17 protein-coding genes are annotated in these 20,790 nt (G+C 73.5%); 8 read left to right on the top strand and 9 right to left on the bottom strand.

Features of this window, described 5'->3' with window-relative positions; all coding sequences use genetic code 11:
- Positions 1 to 54: 54 nt before the first annotated feature.
- Positions 55 to 564, bottom strand: coding sequence for a DUF1203 domain-containing protein (locus IE248_RS20025; protein ID WP_037791674.1), 510 nt, complete (start codon positions 562 to 564; stop codon positions 55 to 57).
- A gap of 152 nt (positions 565 to 716) precedes the next feature.
- On the opposite strand from IE248_RS20025, the gene pepN reads away from it, so the two are divergent.
- On the top strand, positions 717 to 3,308 hold the full coding sequence (gene pepN, locus IE248_RS20020) for an aminopeptidase N (protein WP_190031302.1): 2,592 nt from the start codon (positions 717 to 719) through the stop codon (positions 3,306 to 3,308).
- Positions 3,309 to 3,430: 122 nt separating this feature from the next.
- Here the strand turns inward: pepN and IE248_RS20015 are convergent, their stop codons facing one another.
- From IE248_RS20015 to IE248_RS20000, 4 genes are all read right to left on the bottom strand, one after another.
- The gene (locus IE248_RS20015) at positions 3,431 to 4,345 is read right to left on the bottom strand and encodes a LysR family transcriptional regulator (protein ID WP_190031301.1); all 915 of its coding nucleotides are present in this window, start codon (positions 4,343 to 4,345) and stop codon (positions 3,431 to 3,433) included.
- Positions 4,346 to 4,355: 10 nt separating this feature from the next.
- Positions 4,356 to 5,303 carry a DMT family transporter gene (locus IE248_RS20010; RefSeq protein ID WP_373301558.1) on the bottom strand — a complete coding sequence of 316 codons (948 nt, stop codon included), beginning with the start codon at positions 5,301 to 5,303 and terminating at the stop codon, positions 4,356 to 4,358.
- 54 nt (positions 5,304 to 5,357) lie between these two features.
- Positions 5,358 to 6,308, bottom strand: coding sequence for an EamA family transporter (locus IE248_RS20005; protein ID WP_190031299.1), 951 nt, complete (start codon positions 6,306 to 6,308; stop codon positions 5,358 to 5,360).
- A gap of 61 nt (positions 6,309 to 6,369) precedes the next feature.
- Entirely contained in the window at positions 6,370 to 7,689 is a 1,320-nt protein-coding gene (locus tag IE248_RS20000; RefSeq protein WP_190031298.1) for an MFS transporter, read from the bottom strand.
- Between the two features lie 105 nt (positions 7,690 to 7,794).
- On the opposite strand from IE248_RS20000, the gene IE248_RS19995 reads away from it, so the two are divergent.
- Positions 7,795 to 8,292 (top strand): MarR family winged helix-turn-helix transcriptional regulator, encoded by a 498-nt coding sequence (locus IE248_RS19995; protein ID WP_073799420.1) that lies wholly within the window; start codon positions 7,795 to 7,797, stop codon positions 8,290 to 8,292.
- 114 nt (positions 8,293 to 8,406) lie between these two features.
- Here the strand turns inward: IE248_RS19995 and IE248_RS19990 are convergent, their stop codons facing one another.
- From IE248_RS19990 to IE248_RS19980, 3 genes are all read right to left on the bottom strand, one after another.
- Positions 8,407 to 8,646: a hypothetical protein gene (locus IE248_RS19990; protein ID WP_008739044.1), complete on the bottom strand. Its 240-nt coding sequence runs from the start codon at positions 8,644 to 8,646 to the stop codon at positions 8,407 to 8,409.
- Between the two features lie 20 nt (positions 8,647 to 8,666).
- Positions 8,667 to 10,667 (bottom strand): 4-alpha-glucanotransferase, encoded by a 2,001-nt coding sequence (locus tag IE248_RS19985; RefSeq protein ID WP_073799419.1) that lies wholly within the window; start codon positions 10,665 to 10,667, stop codon positions 8,667 to 8,669.
- Between the two features lie 67 nt (positions 10,668 to 10,734).
- The gene (locus tag IE248_RS19980) at positions 10,735 to 10,971 is read right to left on the bottom strand and encodes a hypothetical protein (protein WP_073799418.1); all 237 of its coding nucleotides are present in this window, start codon (positions 10,969 to 10,971) and stop codon (positions 10,735 to 10,737) included.
- A gap of 199 nt (positions 10,972 to 11,170) precedes the next feature.
- On the opposite strand from IE248_RS19980, the gene IE248_RS19975 reads away from it, so the two are divergent.
- Entirely contained in the window at positions 11,171 to 14,221 is a 3,051-nt protein-coding gene (locus IE248_RS19975; RefSeq protein WP_073799417.1) for a glycoside hydrolase family 84 protein, read from the top strand.
- 66 nt (positions 14,222 to 14,287) lie between these two features.
- Here IE248_RS19975 and IE248_RS19970 read toward each other — a convergent pair whose 3' ends face one another.
- Complete coding sequence (locus tag IE248_RS19970) at positions 14,288 to 14,824, bottom strand: HNH endonuclease (protein WP_008743943.1); 537 nt, start codon at positions 14,822 to 14,824, stop codon at positions 14,288 to 14,290.
- A gap of 272 nt (positions 14,825 to 15,096) precedes the next feature.
- Here IE248_RS19970 and IE248_RS19965 point away from each other — a divergent pair, with 272 nt between their 5' ends.
- The 5 genes from IE248_RS19965 to IE248_RS19945 all read left to right on the top strand — a co-directional run bounded on the left by IE248_RS19965 (position 15,097) and on the right by IE248_RS19945 (position 20,785).
- Positions 15,097 to 16,170 carry a mechanosensitive ion channel family protein gene (locus IE248_RS19965; protein WP_047960577.1) on the top strand — a complete coding sequence of 358 codons (1,074 nt, stop codon included), beginning with the start codon at positions 15,097 to 15,099 and terminating at the stop codon, positions 16,168 to 16,170.
- 139 nt (positions 16,171 to 16,309) lie between these two features.
- Positions 16,310 to 17,539 (top strand): ROK family transcriptional regulator, encoded by a 1,230-nt coding sequence (locus IE248_RS19960; protein ID WP_190031297.1) that lies wholly within the window; start codon positions 16,310 to 16,312, stop codon positions 17,537 to 17,539.
- A gap of 90 nt (positions 17,540 to 17,629) precedes the next feature.
- A complete protein-coding gene (locus IE248_RS19955; RefSeq protein WP_190031296.1) occupies positions 17,630 to 18,964 on the top strand; it encodes an ABC transporter substrate-binding protein in 1,335 nt (444 codons plus the stop codon).
- A gap of 5 nt (positions 18,965 to 18,969) precedes the next feature.
- Positions 18,970 to 19,914, top strand: coding sequence for a carbohydrate ABC transporter permease (locus IE248_RS19950; protein ID WP_190031295.1), 945 nt, complete (start codon positions 18,970 to 18,972; stop codon positions 19,912 to 19,914).
- A 1-nt stretch (position 19,915) separates the two neighbouring features.
- Complete coding sequence (locus IE248_RS19945; RefSeq protein ID WP_229895415.1) at positions 19,916 to 20,785, top strand: carbohydrate ABC transporter permease; 870 nt, start codon at positions 19,916 to 19,918, stop codon at positions 20,783 to 20,785.
- The last annotated feature ends 5 nt before the right edge of the window (positions 20,786 to 20,790 follow it).

Here is a 20,790-nt window from a genome sequence, read left to right as displayed (position 1 = left end):
AAGGGGCGGCGCCGTACGGGCGCCGCCCCTTCCTCGTACCCGGGCGCGGCCGGGTCAGGGCGCCCTTCGGACCTCGAAGAGGAAGCAGCCGAACTCGACCGCGCGGAGGTGGACGAGGGCGACGGCCGGATCGGCGAAGGCCTCGGTGAGCGCCTCCTCGATCTGCGCCCCGGGGTCGGCGGCCAGGGTCAGGACCCGGCCCCCGAGGATGTGCCCCGCCGCGTCGTAGCGGCGGGCCGTGCGCAGGGCGCCGGGATGGGCGAAGGGGTACCCGGTCCCCGCCGCGGGGCCCGCGCACTCGGCGGCGTGGATGAAGACGGGGCCCTGTTCGTCGTACGCGCCGGGGTCCGCGCCCGTCGCCGCGGCCCAGCGGCGCAGCGGGGCGTAGGAGACGAGGGCGATGCGCTCGCCGGGCAGGCTGCCTCGCAGGCAGCAGCGCAGCGGGGCGTCGCCCTCGGGGTCCTCGTACGGGCGGGCGGGCCGCCCGGCGTCGTCACGGACGCGCAGGTGCGCGAGGACGGACGGGGCGATCGGGAGCGCCGTGTGGGGCTTCAGCGTGGTCATGCACACCAGGGTGCGCGCCTGCGGTGGGCGAAGCTGGCGGAAATCGGACGTCGCGTACGGGGCCCGCGTTCGCTCGTGGATTACCCCGGCGCGGTGGCGGGGCCCGCGTGGAAGGATGGCGGGGCAACGTCACCATCGAAGGAGATGACCGCGTGCCTGGCACGAATCTCACCCGTGAAGAGGCTCAGCAGCGGGCGAAGCTGCTCACCGTCGACTCGTACGAGGTCGAACTCGATCTCAGCGCGGCGCAGGAGGGCGGAACGTTCCCCTCTGTCACCACCGTGCGCTTCCAGTCGGCCGAGGCGGGTGCCGGGACCTTCATCGACCTGGTCGCGCCGGCCGTCCACGAGGTCGTCCTGAACGGCGCGTCCCTGGACGTGGCCGCCGTCTTCCGGGACTCCCGGATCGCGCTGGACCACCTCGCGGCCGGGGCCAACGAGCTCCGGGTCGTCGCGGACTGCGCGTACACCAACAGCGGTGAGGGCCTGCACCGCTTCGTCGACCCGGTCGACGAGCAGGCCTACCTGTACACCCAGTTCGAGGTGCCGGACGCGCGGCGGGTCTTCGCCAGCTTCGAGCAGCCCGACCTGAAGGCGACGTTCCAGTTCACCGTGACGGCCCCCGAGGGCTGGAAGGTGATCTCGAACTCCCCGACCCCGAAGCCCGAGGACGTCAAGGACAACGTCTGGCGCTTCGAGCCGACCCCGCGCATCTCCACGTACATCACCGCGCTGATCGTCGGCCCGTACCACGAGGTGCACAGCTCGTACGAGGGCCCGGACGGGCAGTCCGTGCCGCTCGGCATCTACTGCCGGCCCTCGCTCGCCGAGTTCCTCGACGCGGACGCGATCTTCGACGTGACCCGGCAGGGCTTCGACTGGTTCCAGGAGCAGTTCGCCTACGCCTACCCGTTCGCCAAGTACGACCAGCTCTTCGTCCCGGAGTTCAACGCGGGCGCGATGGAGAACGCGGGCGCGGTCACCTTCCGCGACCAGTACGTCTTCCGCTCGAAGGTGACGGACGCGGCGTACGAGACGCGCGCCGAGACCATCCTCCACGAGCTCGCCCACATGTGGTTCGGCGACCTCGTCACCATGGAGTGGTGGAACGACCTGTGGCTGAACGAGTCGTTCGCGACCTACACCTCGATCGCGTGCATGGCGCACGCCGACGGCTCGCAGTGGCCGCACGCGTGGACCACGTTCGCCAACTCCCTCAAGACCTGGGCGTACCGGCAGGACCAGCTGCCGTCCACGCACCCGATCATGGCGGACATCGGTGACCTCGAAGACGTCATGGTCAACTTCGACGGGATCACCTACGCCAAGGGCGCCTCGGTGCTCAAGCAGCTCGTCGCCTACGTCGGCACGGACGCCTTCTTCAAGGGCGTACAGGCGTACTTCAAGGCGCACGCGTTCGGGAACACCCGGCTGTCCGACCTGCTCGGCGCCCTGGAGGAGACCTCCGGCCGCGATCTGACCACCTGGTCGAAGGCGTGGCTGGAGACCGCCGGCATCAACGTCCTGCGGCCGCGGATCGAGACCGACGCGAACGGGGTCATCACCTCCTTCGGCGTCCGCCAGGAGGCCCCGGCCCTGCCGGCCGGCGCCAAGGGCGAGGCGGTCCTGCGCCCGCACCGCATCGCGGTGGGCTTCTACTCCCTGGACGGGGCGACCGGCAAGCTGGTGCGCGAGCAGCGGGTGGAGCTCGACGTCGCGGCCGCCGAGCTGACGGACGTGCCCGAGCTGGCCGGCCTGCGCCGCCCGGACGTGGTGCTGCTGAACGACGACGACCTCTCGTACGCGAAGGTCCGCCTCGACGAGGAGTCCCTGGCCTTCGTCACCGGGCACCTCGGCGACTTCGAGGCCTCGCTGCCGCGCGCGCTGTGCTGGGCCTCGGCCTGGGACATGACCCGCGACGGCGAGCTCGCGACCCGCGACTACCTCGCGCTGGTGCTGTCCGGCATCGGCAAGGAGTCCGACATCGGCGTGGTCCAGTCCCTGCACCGCCAGGTGAAGCTGGCGATCGAGCTGTACGGGGACCCGCAGTGGCGCGAGCGGGGTCTGGACACCTGGACCGGGGCCACCCTGGAGCACCTGCGCGCGGCGGAGCCGGGCAGCGACCACCAGCTGGCGTGGGCCCGCGCCTTCGCGGCGACGGCCCGCACCGAGGAGCAGCTGGCGTACCTGTCGGGGCTGCTGGACGGCTCGGTCGTGATCGAGGGCCTGGTCGTCGACACCGAGCTGCGCTGGGCCTTCCTGGAGCGCCTGGCGGCGACCGGGGTCGCGGACGAGCCGGTCATCGCGGCCGAGCTGGAGCGGGACCCCACGGCGGCGGGCGAGCGCCACGCGGCCACCGCCCGGGCGGCGTTCCCGACGGCCGCGGCCAAGGCCGCGGCGTGGTCCTCGATGGTGGAGGTCGGCGGGCTGCCCAACGCCGTGCAGGAGGCGGTGATCGGCGGCTTCGTGCAGACCGACCAGCGCGAGCTGCTGGCCCCCTACACCGAGAAGTACTTCGCGGTGGTCAAGGAGGTCTGGGACACCCGCAGCCACGAGATCGCCCAGCAGATCGCGGTGGGCCTGTACCCGGCGCTGCAGATCTCGCCGGCGACCCTGGAGGCGACGGACGCCTGGCTGGCCTCGGCCGAGCCGAACCCGTCCCTGCGCCGGCTGGTCTCGGAGTGCCGGGCGGGCATCGAGCGCGCCCTGAAGGCCCAGGCGGCGGACGCGGCCGCCGCTTCCTGACCCGGCCGCACGGCTGACACCACCGGTGCCCCGGTCCGCTTCGGCGGGCCGGGGCACCGGCGTTCCCGCGCGCGTACGTTCCCGCGCGCCTACGTTCCCGCGCGCCTGCGTTCCCCGCGCGCCTACGGGGCGCCGGCCGTCCGGAGCCGGGCCGCCTCGCGCAGCGCGTCGAGCACCCGCGCCACCGCCGGGGCGGCGTCCGCGCCGCGCCGGGTGGCGGCGATGACGTGGCGGACGGGACGGTCCCGGCCGAGGTCCCGGACGGTGACCCCGGTGGCGCGGCCGGCGGCCATGCGGGGGATCAGGGCGACGCCCATGCCGGCCTCGACCAGCGCCAGGATCGCCGACCAGCCGGCGGCGGAGTGGGCCTGCTCCGGGACGAACCCGGCCGCCTCACAGGCGCTGAGGGTGATCTGCGACCAGGGGCCGGAGCCGCCGTAGATCCAGGGCTCGCCGGACAGGTCCGCGAGGCGCAGCCGGGGCGACCGGGCGAGCGGGTGCTCCGGGGGCAGGGCCACGTCCAGGGGGTCCGCCAGCAGCGGGACGCGGGTGAAGCGGGGGTCGCGGGCGGACGGGGCGTGCGCCGCGAGGGAGAGCGCCAGGTCCACGGCCCCGGCGGAGAGCAGTTCGTACGACTCGGCGGCCTCGGTCTCCCGTACGCGGATCTCCACGCCGGGGTGGGTCAGCCGCAGGGCGGCCGCCGCCGGGACCACCAGCGCCGGGACGGCCGTGGAGAAGGCGCCGACCCGGACCTCGCCGGCCTCGCCCGCCAGATAGCCGGCGATCTCGGCGTCGGCCCGCTCCAGCTGCGCGAACACCGCTTCCGCGTGCCGCAGGACGAGGTGCGCGGCGTCGGTGAGGCGGACCCGGCGGCCCTGGGCCTCCAGCAGCGGGACGCCCAGCTGCCGGGCCAGGTTGGTCAGCTGCTGCGAAACGGCCGAGGGCGTCAGGTGCAGCGCCTCGGCCGTCGCGGTCACGGTGCCCTGTTCGGCCAGGGTCCGCAGGATCCGCAGCTTCTTGATGTCCCACTCGGTCATGGGACCGAACCTACCGGCGGGCACCAAGGCTCACGCCGGCGAGGATGAGCGCCATGCAGCCGAGTTCGGCCGGGCCGGTGCGCTCGCCGAGGAGCAGGAGGCCGAGGCCGGCGACGCAGACCGGCTGGAGGTAGTAGACGACGCCGGCGCGGGCGGCGCCGATGACGGAGACGGCCTTGTTCCAGGCGAAGAAGGCGACGGCGGAGGACATGACGCCGACGTAGAGGAGCATGCCGCCGGTGCCCGGGGTGAGGGCGAAGCCGCCCTGGAGGGTGACCGAGACGGCGTAGGCGGGGGCCAGCATCAGCGTGCCGAGCACGAAGGTGGTGAGCAGGAAGGCCAGGCCGCCGAGTTCGGCGGGCTTGCGCCTCAGCAGTGCGCTGTACGTGGCGAACGACAGGGCGGCGGCGAACATCCACAGGTCGCCGGCGGCGAAGTCGGGAACCGGCGAGCCGTGTCCGACCAGCAGCAGCACCCCGAGGGCGGCGAGCAGCATCCCGAAGGTCCGCCGGGCGCCGAGGCGTTCGCCGCCGACACGGGAGTAGAGCGCCATGACGACCGGGGAGGCGGCCATGATCATGCCCATGTTAGAGGCGGAGGTGGTCAGTCCGGCCTGGTGCACCAGCGTGTTGTAGAGGGCGACGCCGAACAGGGTGGCGAGGGCGGTGTAGCCGAGGTGGCGGCGGATCAGGGCCCGCTGCCGCCAGGCCTGGCGGGCGGCGAAGGGGGAGACGGCGACGGCGGCGATGACCCAGCGCCAGAAGACGGCCTGGACGGGCGGGACGGAGTCGGCCATGCCGCGGGTCGCGACGAAGCTGCCGGACCAGACCACCGTGGCGAGGAGGGCGAGGAGGACGCCGACCCCGGCCGCCCTCTTCCCCGGAGCAAGCCGGGTCCGGGTCCGGGTCCGGGCCTGGGTCTGCTGCGTCTGCTGCGTGCCGGTGCCGGCGCGGTCCATGACGGCCACGGTGCCTCTCCCCCTCGGGTCCGGTGTGCTGATCGGTTCGCGGGGCTACCGTCGCACCGGCGAAGCACTGAGGTCCATCGAAATGTTTCGATCCTTCTGTTCAGCAGGACTGAACGATCGGGCCACCTCCCGCGCCACCGGGGCCCGGCCGGCGAACAGCTGGCCCGCGACGGTGGCCCCGAAGGCGATCGCCATCCCGGCCAACTGGACGGGCGACAGCGTCTGACCGAGCGCCGCCCAGCCGATGACGGCCGCGGTCAGCGGGGAGAGCGGTCCGAGCAGGGTGACCGAGGTGGCGGTGAGCGCTCCGATGCCGCGGAACCAGAGCCAGTACGCGATCCCGGTGTTGATCAGCATCATGTAGCCGTAGCCGAGGAGAGCCCTGCCGTCGAGGGCGGGCGGCGCCCCCTCGACGAGCGCGGCGACCGGGATGATGATCAGCCCGCCGGCGGTGAGCTGCCAGCCGGTCATGGCCAGCGGTCCGACGCCCTCGGGGCGGCCCCAGCGCTTGGTCATCACGGTGCCGGCGGCCATGGAGGCGGAGGAGATTACGCCGGCGACGAGACCGACCAGATCGAGCTCGGCGTCGGCGGTGAGCACCACCATGCTGACGCCGAACGCCCCGGTGACGGCGGCGAGCACGGTCCTCAGGCGCGCCCGCTCCCCCAGGACCAGCGCCGCCAGCCCCACGACGAACAGCGGTCCGGCGCTGCCCAGGACGGCGGCGACGCCGCCCGGCAGCCGGTACGCGGACAGGAACAGCAGCGGGAAGAAGGCCCCGATGTTCAGGGCGCCCAGGACCGCGGACTTCCACCACCAGGCGCCCTTGGGCAGCGTGCGGGAGAGGGCGACCAGCAGCAGCCCGGCGGGCAGGGCCCGCATCACCCCGGTGAACAGCGGGCGGTCGGGCGGCAGCAGCTCGCTGGCGACGGCGTACGTCGAACCCCAGGAGATCGGGGCGAGGGCGGTCAGGGCGACGGTGGCGGAGCGGTTCACGGCAACTCCTCGTAAAGGGTGAGGGCGGCACCGGGCGGTGTGGCCGAAGGGGAGCGCGGGCTCAGGCAGTGGTGGTGGCGGCGGTCGGCTCGGCCCCGCGCGGGGCCGAGCCTGCGACGACCGCCGCGGGCGGCTCCGCGTACACGGCCTCGGCCGGCAGGTGCCGCTCCAGCCGGAGCAGCGCGGCGGCGGCGCCGGTGGCGGCGACGGCGAGGACGGCCCAGGGCAGCCGCCCGTCCAGCGCGAGCAGTCCCGTGAAGAGGGACGGCGCGAGCGCGGTGGCCAGCGAGTAGGACAGCTGGTAGGTGGCGAGGTAGCGGCCGCGCACCGCCTCCGGGGCTGCGGAGACCGACAGTGCGCCTCCGGAAGGGCTGTGCACCAGCTCGCCGAGGGTGTAGACGACCACGATGGCCAGCAGGGCGACCAGGGTCACGGTCTGCCCGGGGCGCAGCGTCCCGAGCACGATCTGGGCGACGAAGGCGCCGGCGAACAGCAGCGAGCCGAGGGCCGCGGAGCGGGTCCGGCGGGCTCCGGAGCGGCGCACCCGGCCCGCGACCAGGACCCCGATCCCGGCGCACAGCGCGGTGTTGACGGTGAAGGCGGCTCCCGTGAGGGAGTCGGGGCCGTGCAGCCAGGTGGCGATGTAGAGCGGGAAGAGCACCGAGAGGGCGGCGTAGCCCAGTGCGGTCAGGAAGTTGGCGGCGGTCAGGCCGAGGAAGGGCCGGTCGCGCAGCACCATCCGGTAGCCGGCGGCCGGTCGCCGGACCGAAGGCGTCCCGGCCTCGCGCACCGGCCGGACCCGGCTGACGAGCAGTCCGGCGACGGCGAAGGCGAGCGCGTTGCCCCAGGCGGTGTGGGTGAACGCGCCGGTCCCCCAGAGGGCGAGGACACCGGAGACGAGCAGGGCCCCGGCGCCCATGCCGGCGTTCTGCAGGGCGCGGAGCGAGGCCTGGAGCCGGTCGCGGGCGGCGCCGCGGGCCACCTCGCCGATCAGGGCCTGCTGCACGATCGGGAAGGACCGGTCGGCGAGCGCGGTGATCAGGGCGACGGCGGCGAAGGCGGGCAGCGAGCCGGCGAAGGGGTAGAGGGCGAAGCCGGCCGCGCGGACCGCGTACAGCGCCAGGTTGGCCTTCTTGGCGCCGAACCGGTCGACGGCCGAGCCGGCGAGCGGCATGAACGCCAGCCCGATGAGGCCGGTCACGGTCAGGACCACGCCGACGAGGGCGAAGGAGAGGCCCGTGACGTGGTGGAAGAAGACGAGCGAGAAGGGGACGTACATACCGATCCCGACCGCGCTGATCCCTGCGCCGAGGAGCAGGGAGCGCTCCCCCGCCACCCTCGTCTCCCGCGCCTTGGTCCTGGATTCTCTCGTCGCCGGCATCCGTTTCTCCCCCCGAGTAGGTCGCTTGGAAGTAGCTTACCGCTAAGCTACTTTCCGTCAAGCAACTTTCTTGCGAACGACCGAACGGAACCGGATACTCTGCCCATGACCGACGCCAGCAAGGACGCAGTCGACGCGATCACCGCCCAGTGGCACGCGGTGCGCCCCGACCTGAACACCGACCCGATGGCGGTGTTCGGCCGGATCTACCGGATCGCCAAGGCCATCGGCGACGCGATGGATGAGACGTACGGGCGCTTCGGGATCTCCCGGGGCGAGTTCGACGTCGTCGCCACCCTGCGCCGCTCCGGCGCGCCCTACACCCTCTCGCCCCGCCAGCTCTCCGCCACGCTGATGCTCACGACGGGCGGGATGACGGGGCGCCTGGACAAGCTGGAGAAGGCCGGGCTGCTCTGCCGCAAGCCCGATCCGCACGACCGGCGCGGGCTCCAGGTGACGATCACCGAGCGCGGGCTGGCCCTCATCGACGAGGCCGTCACGGCCGGGCTGGTGACCCAGCGGGACGCGCTCGCCGGACTGGCCGAGGACGAGGTCGAGACGCTCACCGGCCTGCTGCGCAAACTGCTGTCCGGCATGCCGTAGCACGCGGACGCAACAAGGCGCCGGAGGTCCGCGAGAGAGCCGATTAACATCGGCCCGCGGACCTCCGGCGCCCCGGAAGTCTTAAGAGATGACCAGGTCAGGTCAGCTCGGTCGTCACTTGGCGGTCTGCTGCTTGTGCGACTTGTCGCCGACCATCACCAGGCCCGCGATGATCAGGAACAGCACGATCGGCAGGCACACGAACAGGCCCACCGTTTCGGCGATGCTCAGGCCCGTGCCCGGGTCGTCACCGTCGTCGCGGGTCAGCGCCAGGGCGGGAGACGTCATCAGCAGCATCATCAGCGTCGATCCGGCCGTGACGGCGCCGGCGCGCAGAGCGTTCTTCTTGTCCACGGTGCAAACGTAGCGAACACCTAAACCGGGCGCGCGCCCGGGGGTGCCGTACGAGTGTGCACGCCCTCCCGTACCGCGCTCAGCAGGGCGTTCGCGCGGGGCGAGGCCGTCAGTGCCTCCAGTGTCAGCGGCCGGCCCCCGTCATCGGCGACCGGCAGCCGCCAGTTGGGGTATTGGTCCCAGGTCCCCGGCAGGTTCTGCGGCCGCCGGTCGCCCACGGCGTCCGGCAGCCACACCCCGACCAGCCGCGCCGGAGTGCGCAGCAGGAACCCGTACAGGGCCCGTACGGCGGCCTCCTCGCCCTTCGTGTCCAGGCCGAGGCCGTCCAGCACCTCCAGCCACTCGGCGGTGTCGGCGGCGTCCTCGGCCCGCTCCGCCTCCGCCGGGCGGGTCAGCAGGCCCAGCCGGTCGCGCAGTTCCACGTGCCCCCCGGCCAGCTTGGCGGCCGTCGGCGGCAGATCGTGGGTGGTGACGGTGGCCAGGCAGTCCGCCCGCCAGGCCCCGGGGTCCAGCGGTCCGCCGGAGCCGGACCAGTCCCGCTCGAACCACAGCACCGAGGTGCCGAGCACCCCGCGCCGCGCCAGCGCCTCGCGCACCCGCGGCTCCACGGTCCCGAGGTCCTCGCCGATGACCAGCGCCCCGGCCCGGTGGGCCTCCAGCACCAGCACCGCGAGCATCGCCTCCCCGTCGTAGGAGACGTACGTGCCCTCGGCGGGCAGCGCCTCCCGGGGGATCCACCAGAGCCGGAACAGGCCCATGACGTGGTCGATGCGCAGCGCGCCCGCGTACCGGAACACCCCGCGCAGCAGGGCCCGGAAGGGCTCGTACGCCGCCTCCTCCAGCCGGTCGGGCCGCCAGGGCGGCAGCCCCCAGTCCTGGCCGCGCGCGTTGAAGGCGTCCGGCGGGGCGCCGACCGAGGCGTCCCCGGCGTAGTGCGGCGTGCCGGAGGCGTCGGAGCCCTGCGGGTGCACCCCGACGGCCAGGTCGTGCACGATGCCGACCGTCATGCCGGCCTCCCGCGCGGCCCGCTGGGCGGCGGCGAGCTGGGCTTCCGTCAGCCAGACCAGCCAGCGGTGGAAGTCCCGCCGCTCCTCGGGGTCCTCCCCGGCGTGCGCGGCGCACCAGGCGGCGTGCACGTCCAGCGGACCGCCCTGCTCCGCGCGGAACGCCGCGTAGGCGGCCTCCCGTTCGGGGGTGCGCGGGACGGCGTACAGCAGTTCCAGGGCCTGCCGCTTGAGCTCCCAGACGGCGTCCCGGTCGATCAGCGCGCCCTTCTCCAGGACCTGGCGGCGCAGTTCCCCGCCCCGGGCGGCGAGCCCGTCGAGGGCCCGGCGGCCGGGGCAGTCGGCGTACTCGGGGACGTCCTCGATCCGCAGGTACACCGGGTCCGGGAAGCGCCGCGAGGACGGCCGGTACGGGGAGGGGTCGGTCGGGCTGCCGGGCACGGCCGCGTGCAGCGGGTTGACCTGGATGAACCCGGCGCCGTGGGTGCGGCCGGCCCAGTCGGCGAGGTCCGCGAGGTCACCGAGGTCGCCCATGCCCCAGGAGCGTTCGGACAGCAGGGAGTACAGCTGGACGAGCAGCCCGTGGGCCCGCGCGGGCGCGGCCGGGGCCCGCGGCGGGGCCACGATCAGGGCGGCCCGCCCGGTCCGCCCGTCGGGGGCCTCGGCGGTGAGCCGGTGGACCCCGAGGGGCAGTGCGGGACCCCACGCGAGTTCCTCGCCCGTCTCCTCCGCGGCGACCCGCACCCGGGTGCCCGGCGGCAGTCCGGCCGGCTCGGGCGGCACGGGTTCCCCCTGCCAGAGCACCACCGTCCGCGGCAGCAGCCGCCCGGCCGCCTCCCGTACGGCGTCGGCGGCCTGCGCCCGGACGCTCTCCGCGTCGTCGGTGATGACCCCCAGCAGCCCGAGGACCGCCTTGACGGTGGCCTCCGGCACCGGGACGGTGACGTCCGCGGCGGGCTGGAAGGCGGTGGCCACGCCGTGCAGGGCCGCGAGCCGGGCCAGGTCGTCCATCTGCATCCCTCTCCGTATCTGACTGTCGGGCCGTCAGGCCCCCGGCCCGTACGGCGCTCTGGCTTCGGGCTGGTCAGTCCCCCGCGGCGGCCGCCGCGGCGGAGGTGGTCGGCTCGCTCGTCAGCGGGGCCGCGTCGGCGAGCGGCGGCTCGCTGGTCAACGGCGCGTGCCCGGAGCCGGCGAGCGGGGGTTCGCTCGTGAGCGGCCCGTCCGGGGACTCCTCCTGAACGGGCAGGTGGGCGAGCGGGGCGGGACCCCGCGCGAGGCGGGCGCGGGCGGTCACCAGGGCGGCGTTCCTGCGGGCGTTCATGACGGCACTCCTTCGTGCGGATCGTCGGACGTGCCCATGCAACACCCCGGATGAATACCGCAGCCATACCCAGTCAAGGGGCGTGCATTCCTGGCGTATACCGGTCAGATCACCCTCTCGCATTGACACTCCAGCCGCACGGGTGGTGGGCTCGGGCTCATCAGTACGAGCGGGTGACGACTCGCGACGGGGAGGCTCGGTGCAGCTCAGGGGCAGGAAACGGACCACGGCCGTGGCCGTGGCCGTCATCGGCACGCTGCTCGGCGGCGGGGCGATCGCGGCACATCCGGAGTCATTCGGATGGCCGACGGCGCCGGTGCCGCCGGCGAAGGACCCGGCCGCCGCGCCGGCCGCCGGGAGCGCGCCCGGCGCCGCCGCGGGGACCTCCGGAGCCTCCTCGGCGCTCGCCCCCACGGGCATGTCGCCGGGCGCCCCCATACCCCAGGCCGCCGACGGCTCCCCTCCCGTGTGGCCGCGGCCGCAGTCGATGGCCGCCGATCCCAAGCGCGCGGTGCCGCTGGGCAGCGAGGCCGTGCTGGTGCTGCCCGCCGACGCCGACCCGGACGCCGCCCAGGTGGTACGGACGGCCCTGCGCGAGGCGGGCGTACGGACCCTGCGCGAGGTGCGGCCGGGGGCGGCGCTGCCCGAACGGGGCACCGTCGTACGCCTCCAGGGCCCCGACGCGGAGCGGGCCCTGCGGGAGCTGGGCGCGGCCGAGGCGGGCGACCTGCCGGCCGGGGGCTACCGGCTGGCCGTGGGCCGCACCGGCGGCCGGGACACCGTCGCGCTGGCGGGCGTGGGCGAGGACGGGCCGTTCCACGCGGCGCAGACGCTGCGTCAGGTGCTGGCCGGCGGCAAGGGGAAGATCCCCGGGGTGCTGGTGCGGGACTGGGCGATCGCCCCGGTGCGCGGGATCACCGAGGGTTTCTACGGGCAGCAGTGGACCCGGGAACAGCGGCTCGCGCAGCTGGATTTCATGGGCCGCACCAAGCAGAACCGGATGCTGCTCGCACCGGGGGACGACACGTACCGGACGACGGGCTGGCGCGAGGAGTACCCGCAGGAGCGGCAGGACGAGTTCCGGGCGCTGGCCGAACGGGCCCGCGCCAACAAGGTGGTGCTCGGCTGGGCGGTGTCCCCCGGGCAGTCGATGTGCCTGGCCTCGGCCTCCGACCGGGAGGCGCTCGCCCGCAAGGTGGACGCCATGTGGGACCTGGGCTTCCGGGCGTTCCAGCTGCAGTTCCAGGACGTCAGCTACACGGAGTGGGGCTGCCGCGCGGACCGGGTGCGGTACGGGACGGGCCCGCAGGCGGCCGCGAAGGCGCACGCGGAGGTCGCGGGCGAGCTGGCGGCCCGCCTGGCGGAGCGGCACCCGGGCGCGGCCCCGCTGTCGCTGCTGCCCACCGAGTACTACCAGGACGGCGCCACCGCCTACCGGACGGCCCTCGCGAGCCGGCTGGACGGGCGGGTGGAGGTGGCCTGGACGGGCGTGGGCGTGGTGCCGCGCACCATCACTGGCAAGGAACTGGCCGGGGCGCGGGCGGCGTTCGGGCATCCGATGGTCACCATGGACAACTACCCGGTGAACGACTGGGAGCCGGGCCGGATCTTCCTCGGCCCGTACATCGGGCGGGATCCGGCGGTGGCGGGCGGTTCGGCGGGGATGCTCGCCAACGCCATGCAGCAGGGCACGCTGTCGCGGATCCCGCTGTTCACGGCGGCGGACTACTCCTGGAACCCGCGCGGCTACCGGCCCGCGGAGTCCTGGGCGGCGGCGGTCGCGGAACTGGCGGGGCCGGACGCCAAGGCCCGGGAGGCGCTGGGCGCGCTGGCCGGGAACACGGCGTCCTCGGGCCTGAAGCAGGAGGAGTCGGCGTACCTGAAGCCGCTGATGGAGGAGTTCTGGCGGACCCGGGGCACCGGCGACGCGGCGAAGGCGGCCGCGGAGCGGCTGCGCGGGGCCTTCACCGTCCTGCGGGAGGCCCCGCAGCGGCTGGCGTACCTGGCGGGCGAGAACGGCGAGGCGGGCCCGTGGCTGGACCGGCTGGCCCGGTACGGGACGGCGGGCGAACTGGCCGTCGACGTCCTGCAGTCGCAGTCCCGCGGCGACGGGGCGGCGGCCTGGAAGTCCTCGCGGGCCCTGGCCGAGGCGCGCGCCGCGCTGTCGGAGCCGGGCGACGCCCGGGTGGACACGGCGGTGCTGGATCCGTTCCTTCAGAAGGCGGTGGCCGAGGCGGACGCCTGGACGGGCGCGTCCGCGCGGGTCGGCACGGTCGTGAAGCTGCCCGGCGTCTGGGCGGTCGAGCTGGACACGGCGCGGCCGCTGTCGGCCGTGACCGTCATGACGGACCCGCTGCCGGCGGGGACCCGGGGCGCGATCGTGGAAGCGCGGGTTCCGGGCGAGGGCTGGCGGAAGATCGGCGACGCCTCGGCGTCCGGGTGGACCCAGGCGGACGCCGCGGGGGTACGGGCGGACGCGGTCCGGCTGGCGTGGTCGGGTCCGGCGCCGGAGGTACGGGGCGTCGTGCCGTGGTTCGCGGACGGGCCGCAGGCGCGGTTCGAGCTGTCCGACGGGGGCCGCGTGGACGCGGAGATCGGCGGGGCCCCGAAGCGGCTGACGGCCGAGCTGTCGGGGCTGCGGGCCGGCGAGGTCCGCGGCCCGCTGGCGGCGGCGCCGCCGAAGGGGGTCGAGGTGCGGCTGCCGTCGGAGGCGACGGCTCCGCGCGGCACCCGGGTCTCGGTCCCGGTGGAGGTCACGATCCCGGCGTCGACGCCGGCGGGGGTGTACTCGGTCCCGGTGACGTTCGCCGGGGAGTCCCGGATGCTCACGGTCCACGCGGTGCCGAAGACGGGCGGGCCGGACCTGCTGCGCACGGCGCGGGCCACGTCCTCGGGCGACGAGGCCGCGCAGTTCCCGGCCTCGGCGGTGGTGGACGGCTCCGACAGCACCCGCTGGTCCTCCCGCGCGGTGGACGGCGCCTGGTGGCAGGCCGAGCTGGCTGCGCCGGCCCGGGTGGGGCTGCTGACCCTGCACTGGCAGGACGCGTACCCGTCCGCCTACCGCGTGGAGACGTCCTCGGACGGTGTCACCTGGCGCCCGGCGGTCACCGTCTCGGCCTCCCGCGGCGGGAAGGAATCCCTCCGCATGGACGCCCCGGACACCCGCTTCCTCCGCGTCACCTGCACCACCCGCGCCACCCGCTTCGGCTGCAGCCTCTGGTCCGCGACGGCGCAGGCGGTCACCCCGTAACCCGGCCCGGCGGGGCGGTTCCAGCCCCGCCGGCGCCCGCGGCGGCGTCACGGAACACCGGCGGAGCTACGAGGCGGCGACGCCGATGCGGTCCAGCGCGTCCTCCGCCCCGTACGGCTGGAGGTAAGGCATCCAGCGCGGGTCCCGGTGCCCCGTGCCGATGATCCGCCACGCCAGCCCCGACGGCGGGGCCGGCTGGTGCCGCAGGCGCCACCCCAGTTCCAGCAGGTGCCGGTCGGCCTTGACGTGGTTGCACCGCCGGCACGCCGCGACGACGTTGTCCCACGCGTGCTGCCCACCCCGGCTGCGCGGGATCACGTGGTCGACGCTGGTGGCGACCCCGCCGCAGTACATGCAGCGGCCGCCGTCCCGCGCGAACAGCGCGCGCCTGGTGAGCGGAACGGGCCCCCGGTAGGGGACCCGCACGAAGCGCTTGAGCCGGACCACGCTGGGCGCGGGGACGGCTCTGGTCGCGCTGTGCAGAAAGGCGCCGGATTCCTCCAGGGAGACCGCTTTGTTCTCCAGGACGAGGACGAGCGCGCGGCGGAGCGGTACGACGCCGAGAGGCTCGTACGACGCATTGAGGACCAGGACGTGCGGCACGGACTGCCTCCTTGTACGCCGGCGGCGCGTGGCTCGCGCCGGGACGATCTGCTCTCCAGTCTCTCCTTACGGCTGGTCGAAGCGCCACCACGCGCCCGTAACGGGTCGGAGGTGTTTTCAACCACACCCCACTTCATCCCCAGGTGAATCCCGTCTCTCCCCCGAACAAGCGGAACGCCAGGCACCGGAGTCAGGCGGATGCCCCGTTAGTGTGGATGTTCTGCCCGCACCCCCGTTCCGTCGGCAGACCGCTATACCTGGAGGTACCCGTCGTGCCCTGGCCCGCCGCCCCCCTGCTCCCGCTCGCCTCCGAGATCCCGGACGCCGCCGAAGCCCAGCAGAGCGTCACCAACGCCGCGAGCTTCATCGAGGAGAACTGGGCCACCTGGCTGAGCATCGGTCTGAAGATCCTCCTGATCATCGTGATCGCGGCCGCGCTCCGCTCGGTGGTCCGCAAGGCGCTGACCAGGCTGATAACCCGGATGAACAGCAGCGCGGAGGCCGTCGAGGGCACCGCGCTCGGCGGGCTGCTGGTCAACGCGGAACGCCGCCGCCAGCGCTCGGAGGCGATCGGCTCGGTCCTGCGGTCGGTGGCGTCCTTCCTGATCCTCGGCACGGCCGCCCTGATGGTCCTCGGCGCCCTCAAGATCGACCTGGCCCCGCTGCTCGCGAGCGCGGGTGTGGCCGGTGTCGCGATCGGTTTCGGCGCCCGGAACCTGGTGACGGACTTCCTGTCCGGCGTCTTCATGATCATGGAGGACCAGTACGGCGTCGGCGACAAGATCGACGCGGGTGTGGCCTCCGGCGAGGTCATCGAGGTCGGTCTGCGCGTGACCAAGCTGCGCGGCGACAACGGCGAGATCTGGTACGTCCGCAACGGCGAGATCAAGCGGATCGGCAACCTCAGCCAGGGCTGGGCCACGGCGGGCGTGGACGTGCAGGTCAAGCCCACGGAGAACCTGGCCCACATCCGCGAGGTCGTCCAGCGGGTCGCCGAAGGCCTGGCGAAGGACAGCCCGTGGGACGAGCGCCTGTGGGGCCCGGTCGAGGTGCTGGGCCTGGACGAGGTGCTGCTGGCCTCGATGACGGTGAAGGTGTCGGCGAAGACGATGCCGGGGCAGCAGTTCGCCGTGGAGCGCGAGCTGCGCTGGCGGATCAAGGAGGCCTTCGACGCCGCCGGCATCCGGATCATCGGAGGCGTGGCCCCGGCCGACGAGGAGGGCGAGGCCCCGGCGGACCCCTCGGCGGCCGTCGCCGCCCCGTCCGCGCTGGCGAACCCGACGTCCCCGCAGTCCCTGGCGACCGCCCCGATCCCGGCCCCGAGCACCCCCCGCATCACCAAGTAGCCCCGCCCGCCCCGCCCGCGCCCGGTGCGCGGGATCCACTGCCCCGCAGGTCATTCCTGCGGGGCGGTTCCATTGACAGGGCCCGAACGGCGATAGGAAACTTACCTAACAGTTGACCTCGGTGAGGGAGAGAAGCGTCATGCCCGCAGCCACACCCGGAACGCCCAGCCTGCTGCGCGCCATGAACGACCGGGCCGCGCTGGAGCTCCTGCTCGCCCACGGCCCGCTGTCCCGGACCAGGATCGGGCACCTGACCGGGCTGTCGAAGCCCACCGCCTCCCAGCTGCTGGCCCGCCTGGAGGACGCCGGACTGGTCGTGGCCACCGGGACCGACGGCGGCCGGCCCGGACCGAGCGCCCAGCTGTACGCGCTCAACCCGCGCGCCGCCCACGTCGGCGGTCTCGACGTCACCCCCGAGCGGGTCCTCGCCGCCGTAGCCGACCTCACCGGCGCGGTGGTCGGCAGCTTCGAGCTCCCGTACAAGGAGGGCGCCGGGGCCGTGGAGCAGGTCACCGAGGCGCTCGGCGAGGCCGTCAAGGCCGCCGGACTACAGCGCTCCGACCTGCACCGCCTGGTGATCGCCACCCCGGGCGCCTTCGACCCGCAGACCGGCCGGCTGCGCTACGCGAGCCACCTCCCCGGCTGGCACTCCCCCACCCTCCTCGACGAACTGGCGGCGGCGCTGCCGATGCCGGTGGAGTACGAGAACGACGTGAACCTCGCCGCGATCGCCGAGCAGCGGCTCGGCGCGGCCCGCGGCCACGAGGACTTCGTCCTGCTCTGGAACGAGGAGGGCCTCGGGGCCGCCCTGGTGCTCGGCGGCCGGCTGCACCGCGGCTGGACCGGCGGCGCGGGCGAGGTGGGATTCCTGCCGGTGCCGGGCCACCCCCTGGTCCGGCAGGTCACCCGGGCCAACACGGGCGGCTACCAGGAGCTGGCCGGCGTACAGGTACTGCCGCGGCTCGCCGCCGAACTGGGCATCGAGGCCACGCCCGGCGGGACGCCGCCCGACGCGCCGCACGCGCCGCACGGGCCGCTGGTCGCCGAGGCCGTCGCACTGCTGCGGCGGGCCGCCGCCGAGCCCGAAGGGCCGTACCTGCGCTTCCTCCAGTCGTACGCCACGGTCCTCGCGACCGGTCTGGCCTCGCTGGTCGCCGTACTGGACCCGGAGGTCGTGGTCCTGTCCGGGGCCGTGATCACCGCGGGCGGCGATCCGCTGCGCGCGCTGCTGGAGGCCGAGCTCGGCGAACTGGCGCCCGCCCGGCCTCGCCTGGTCGCGGGTCAGGTGCGCGAGCGGCCGGTGCTGCGCGGCGCGCTGGAGAGCGCCCTCGCCGCCACCCGCGAGGAAGTCTTCGACACCTCCCGCTGAACCACCCGTAGCCGCCCCACCCCGCACTGGCACCGCACCCCGCACCGGCACCCTCCCCGGAAGTTCCTCCCGCAGAGAGCGAGCACCGCCATGCCCGGAATCGGACGTCTGACCCCCGCGGCCACCCTCCTGGCCGCGATATCCGTCCTCGTCACCGCCTGCACGGGCCAGAGCGGCGCCGAGGCCGCGGACGACCCGAAGGCCGACGTCACCCTCAACTTCTGGCACGGCTGGTCCGCGCCGAGCGAGGTCAAGGCCATCGAGGAGAACATCGCCCGGTTCGAGAAGGCCCACCCGAACATCAAGGTCAAGGTCACCGACAACATGACCGACGACAAGATCAACCAGGCGCTCCGGGCGGGCGGCGAGAAGGCCCCCGACGTGGTCTCCTCCTTCACCACCGACAGCGTCGGCAAGTTCTGCAACTCCCGCGCCTTCGCCGACCTGAACCCCTTCCTCCGGAAGTCCGGGATCGACAAGACGAAGGTCTTCCCCAAGACGCTGCTGGAGTACACCCAGTTCAACGGCAACCAGTGCACGCTGCCGCTGCTGAACGACGCGTACGGCCTCGTCTACAACAAGGACGCCTTCAAGGCGGCCGGCATCACCGAACCGCCCAGAACCTGGAGCCAGTTCTCCGAGGCGGCGCGGAAACTGACCAGGACCAGCGGCGACTCGTACGAGCAGCTGGGCGTCATGCCCACCTTCCACGGCTACGAGACCACCCCCATGCGCCTCGCCGCGCAGTGGAGCCCGGCGTACTTCACCGCCGACGGCAAGTCCAACCTGGCCAAGGACCCGGCCTTCGCGAAGATGCTGACCGCCCAGAAGGCCCTGGTGGCCGAGCTCGGCGGCTACCAGAAGCTGGAGAAGTTCCGCAGCACCTTCGGCGACGAGTGGAGCACCGACCACCCCTTCCACAAGGGTCTGGTCGCCATGCAGATCGACGGTGAGTGGCGGGCCGCCATGGCGAAGGAGGGCGGGGCCTCCTTCGAGATCGGCACGGCGCCGCTGCCCGTCCCGGACGACCAAGCGGAGGACTACGGCAAGGGCTACCTCTCCGGCACGGTCATGGGCATCGCCGCCGGGAGCAGGAAGCAGAACGCGGCCTGGGAGCTGGTCAAGTACATGACCACCGACACGGCGGCGGTCGTGGCCTTCGCCAACTCCATCCACAACGTGCCCTCCACCCTGGAGGCCCTGGAGTCCCCGGACCTCCGGGTGAGCCCGGAGTTCAAGACCTTCCTCGACATCGCCCGGCACCCGAAGTCGAACACCACCCCGGCCCAGGCCGACGGCGGCACCTACCAGCTGACCTTCCAGGACTTCGCGTACGCCGTCGAGAAGGGCGACGTGAGCGACCTGCCCGCCGGGCTCGCCCGGGTCGACCAGCAGATCGACACGGACATCGCGAAGGCGAAGTAACCCCGATGACCGGCACCCACCCCCTGCGGGCGAAGCGGCGGCGGGCCGCGCTGCGCACCGCGGCCTTCATGTCGCCCTGGCTGATCGGGTTCTCGCTCTTCTTCGCCTACCCGCTGCTGTCCACCGTGTACTTCTCCTTCACCAAGTACGACGGCTTCCGGCCCCCGGTCTTCAACGGCGCGGACAACTGGACGTACGTCTTCACCGACTATCCGCTGTTCTGGCCCGCCATGTGGAACACCCTGTGGCTGGTCGTGGTGATGGTGAGCTGCCGGGTCCTGTTCGGGCTCGGCGTCGGCCTGCTCATCACGAAGATCAAGACCGGTGCCGGGCTCTTCCGGACCCTGTTCTACCTGCCCTACCTGGCCCCGCCCGTGGCCGCCACCCTGGCCTTCGTCTTCCTCCTCAACCCCGGCACCGGCCCGGTGAACGTCCTGCTGGACTGGGCCGGGCTGCCCGCGCCCGGCTGGTTCACCGACGCCGACTGGTCCAAGCCCGCGCTCACCGCGCTCGCCCTGTGGGGGGTGGGCGACCTGATGGTGATCTTCATGGCCGCGCTGCTCGACGTACCCAGGGAGCAGTACGAGGCCGCCGAGCTGGACGGGGCCGGGGCCTGGGCGCGGCTGCGGCACATCACCCTGCCGAACATCTCCCCGATCATCCTGTTCACGGTGGTCACGGGGGTCATCCAGGCCATGCAGTACTACACGCAGCCGCTGGTGGCGGGGAAGGTGTCGGCCGGCGTCATCGGCGGCTCGGGCCAGCAGTTCGAGCCCGGCTACCCGGACAAGTCCACGCTGACGCTGCCCCAGATCATCTACAACGCCGGCTTCCAGCGCTTCGACTACGGCGCCGCCTGCGTCGTCGCGCTGGTGCTCTTCGCCCTCTCCATGGCCTTCACCGCGCTCCTGATGCGCCGCCGTGGCGGACTGATCGGAGCAGGTGACTGAAGTGGCCCTCGATCACAAGACCGTGCGGCGCGAGAAGGCCGAGCGCCGCGGGGCCGTGCTCCGGTGGGTCGGCGTGCACTCCCTCGGGGTCGCCGCCGCCCTGTTCTTCGTCCTCCCCTTCGTCTTCCTCTTCCTCACGTCCGTGATGAGCGACCAGCAGGCGCTGACCCGCGATCTGAGCCCGGACACCTGGGAGTGGGGCAACTACGCGAAGGTGTGGCACACCCCCGGCTTCCTGACCTGGTGGCGCAACACCCTGCTGTACGCCGGGCTCGGGACGCTGCTGACCGTGCTCTCCTCGGTGCCCGTCGCGTACGCGCTCGCCAAGTTCCGCTTCCGCGGGCGGCGGCTGTCGCTGCTGCTGGTGATCGCGATGATGATGCTGCCGCCCCAGGTCGTCGTCATCCCGATGTACCTGTTCTGGGCCAGGCAGCTGGACCTGTCCGGAACGCTGTGGCCGCTGATCGTCCCGATGGCGTTCGGCGACGCCTTCTCCGTCTTCCTGCTGCGCCAGTTCCTGCTGACCATCCCCGACGAGTACCTCGACGCGGCCCGGGTCGACGGCTGCGGCGAAGTGCGCACGCTGCTGCGCGTCGTCGTGCCGATGGCCAGGCCGGGCATCGCTGCCGTGGCGCTGTTCCAATTCTTCAGCGCCTGGAACGACTACTTCGGCCCGCAGATCTACGCCTCCGACAACCCGGCCGCCTGGACCCTCAGTTACGGTCTGGAGTCCTTCAAGGGCGCTCACCACACGAACTGGAATCTGACCATGGCCGCGACCGTCCTGGTCATGGCACCTGTGATCGTCCTCTTCTTCTTCGCCCAGAAGGCGTTCGTCGAAGGCGTCACCCTGACCGGAGTGAAAGGCTGAAGCCC

The organism is Streptomyces goshikiensis (genome assembly GCF_014650555.1).
Classification (GTDB): Bacteria; Actinomycetota; Actinomycetes; order Streptomycetales; family Streptomycetaceae; genus Streptomyces; species Streptomyces goshikiensis.
Note: the sequence above shows the minus strand (reverse complement) of the source record. Positions and strands in the feature narration are given on the sequence as shown.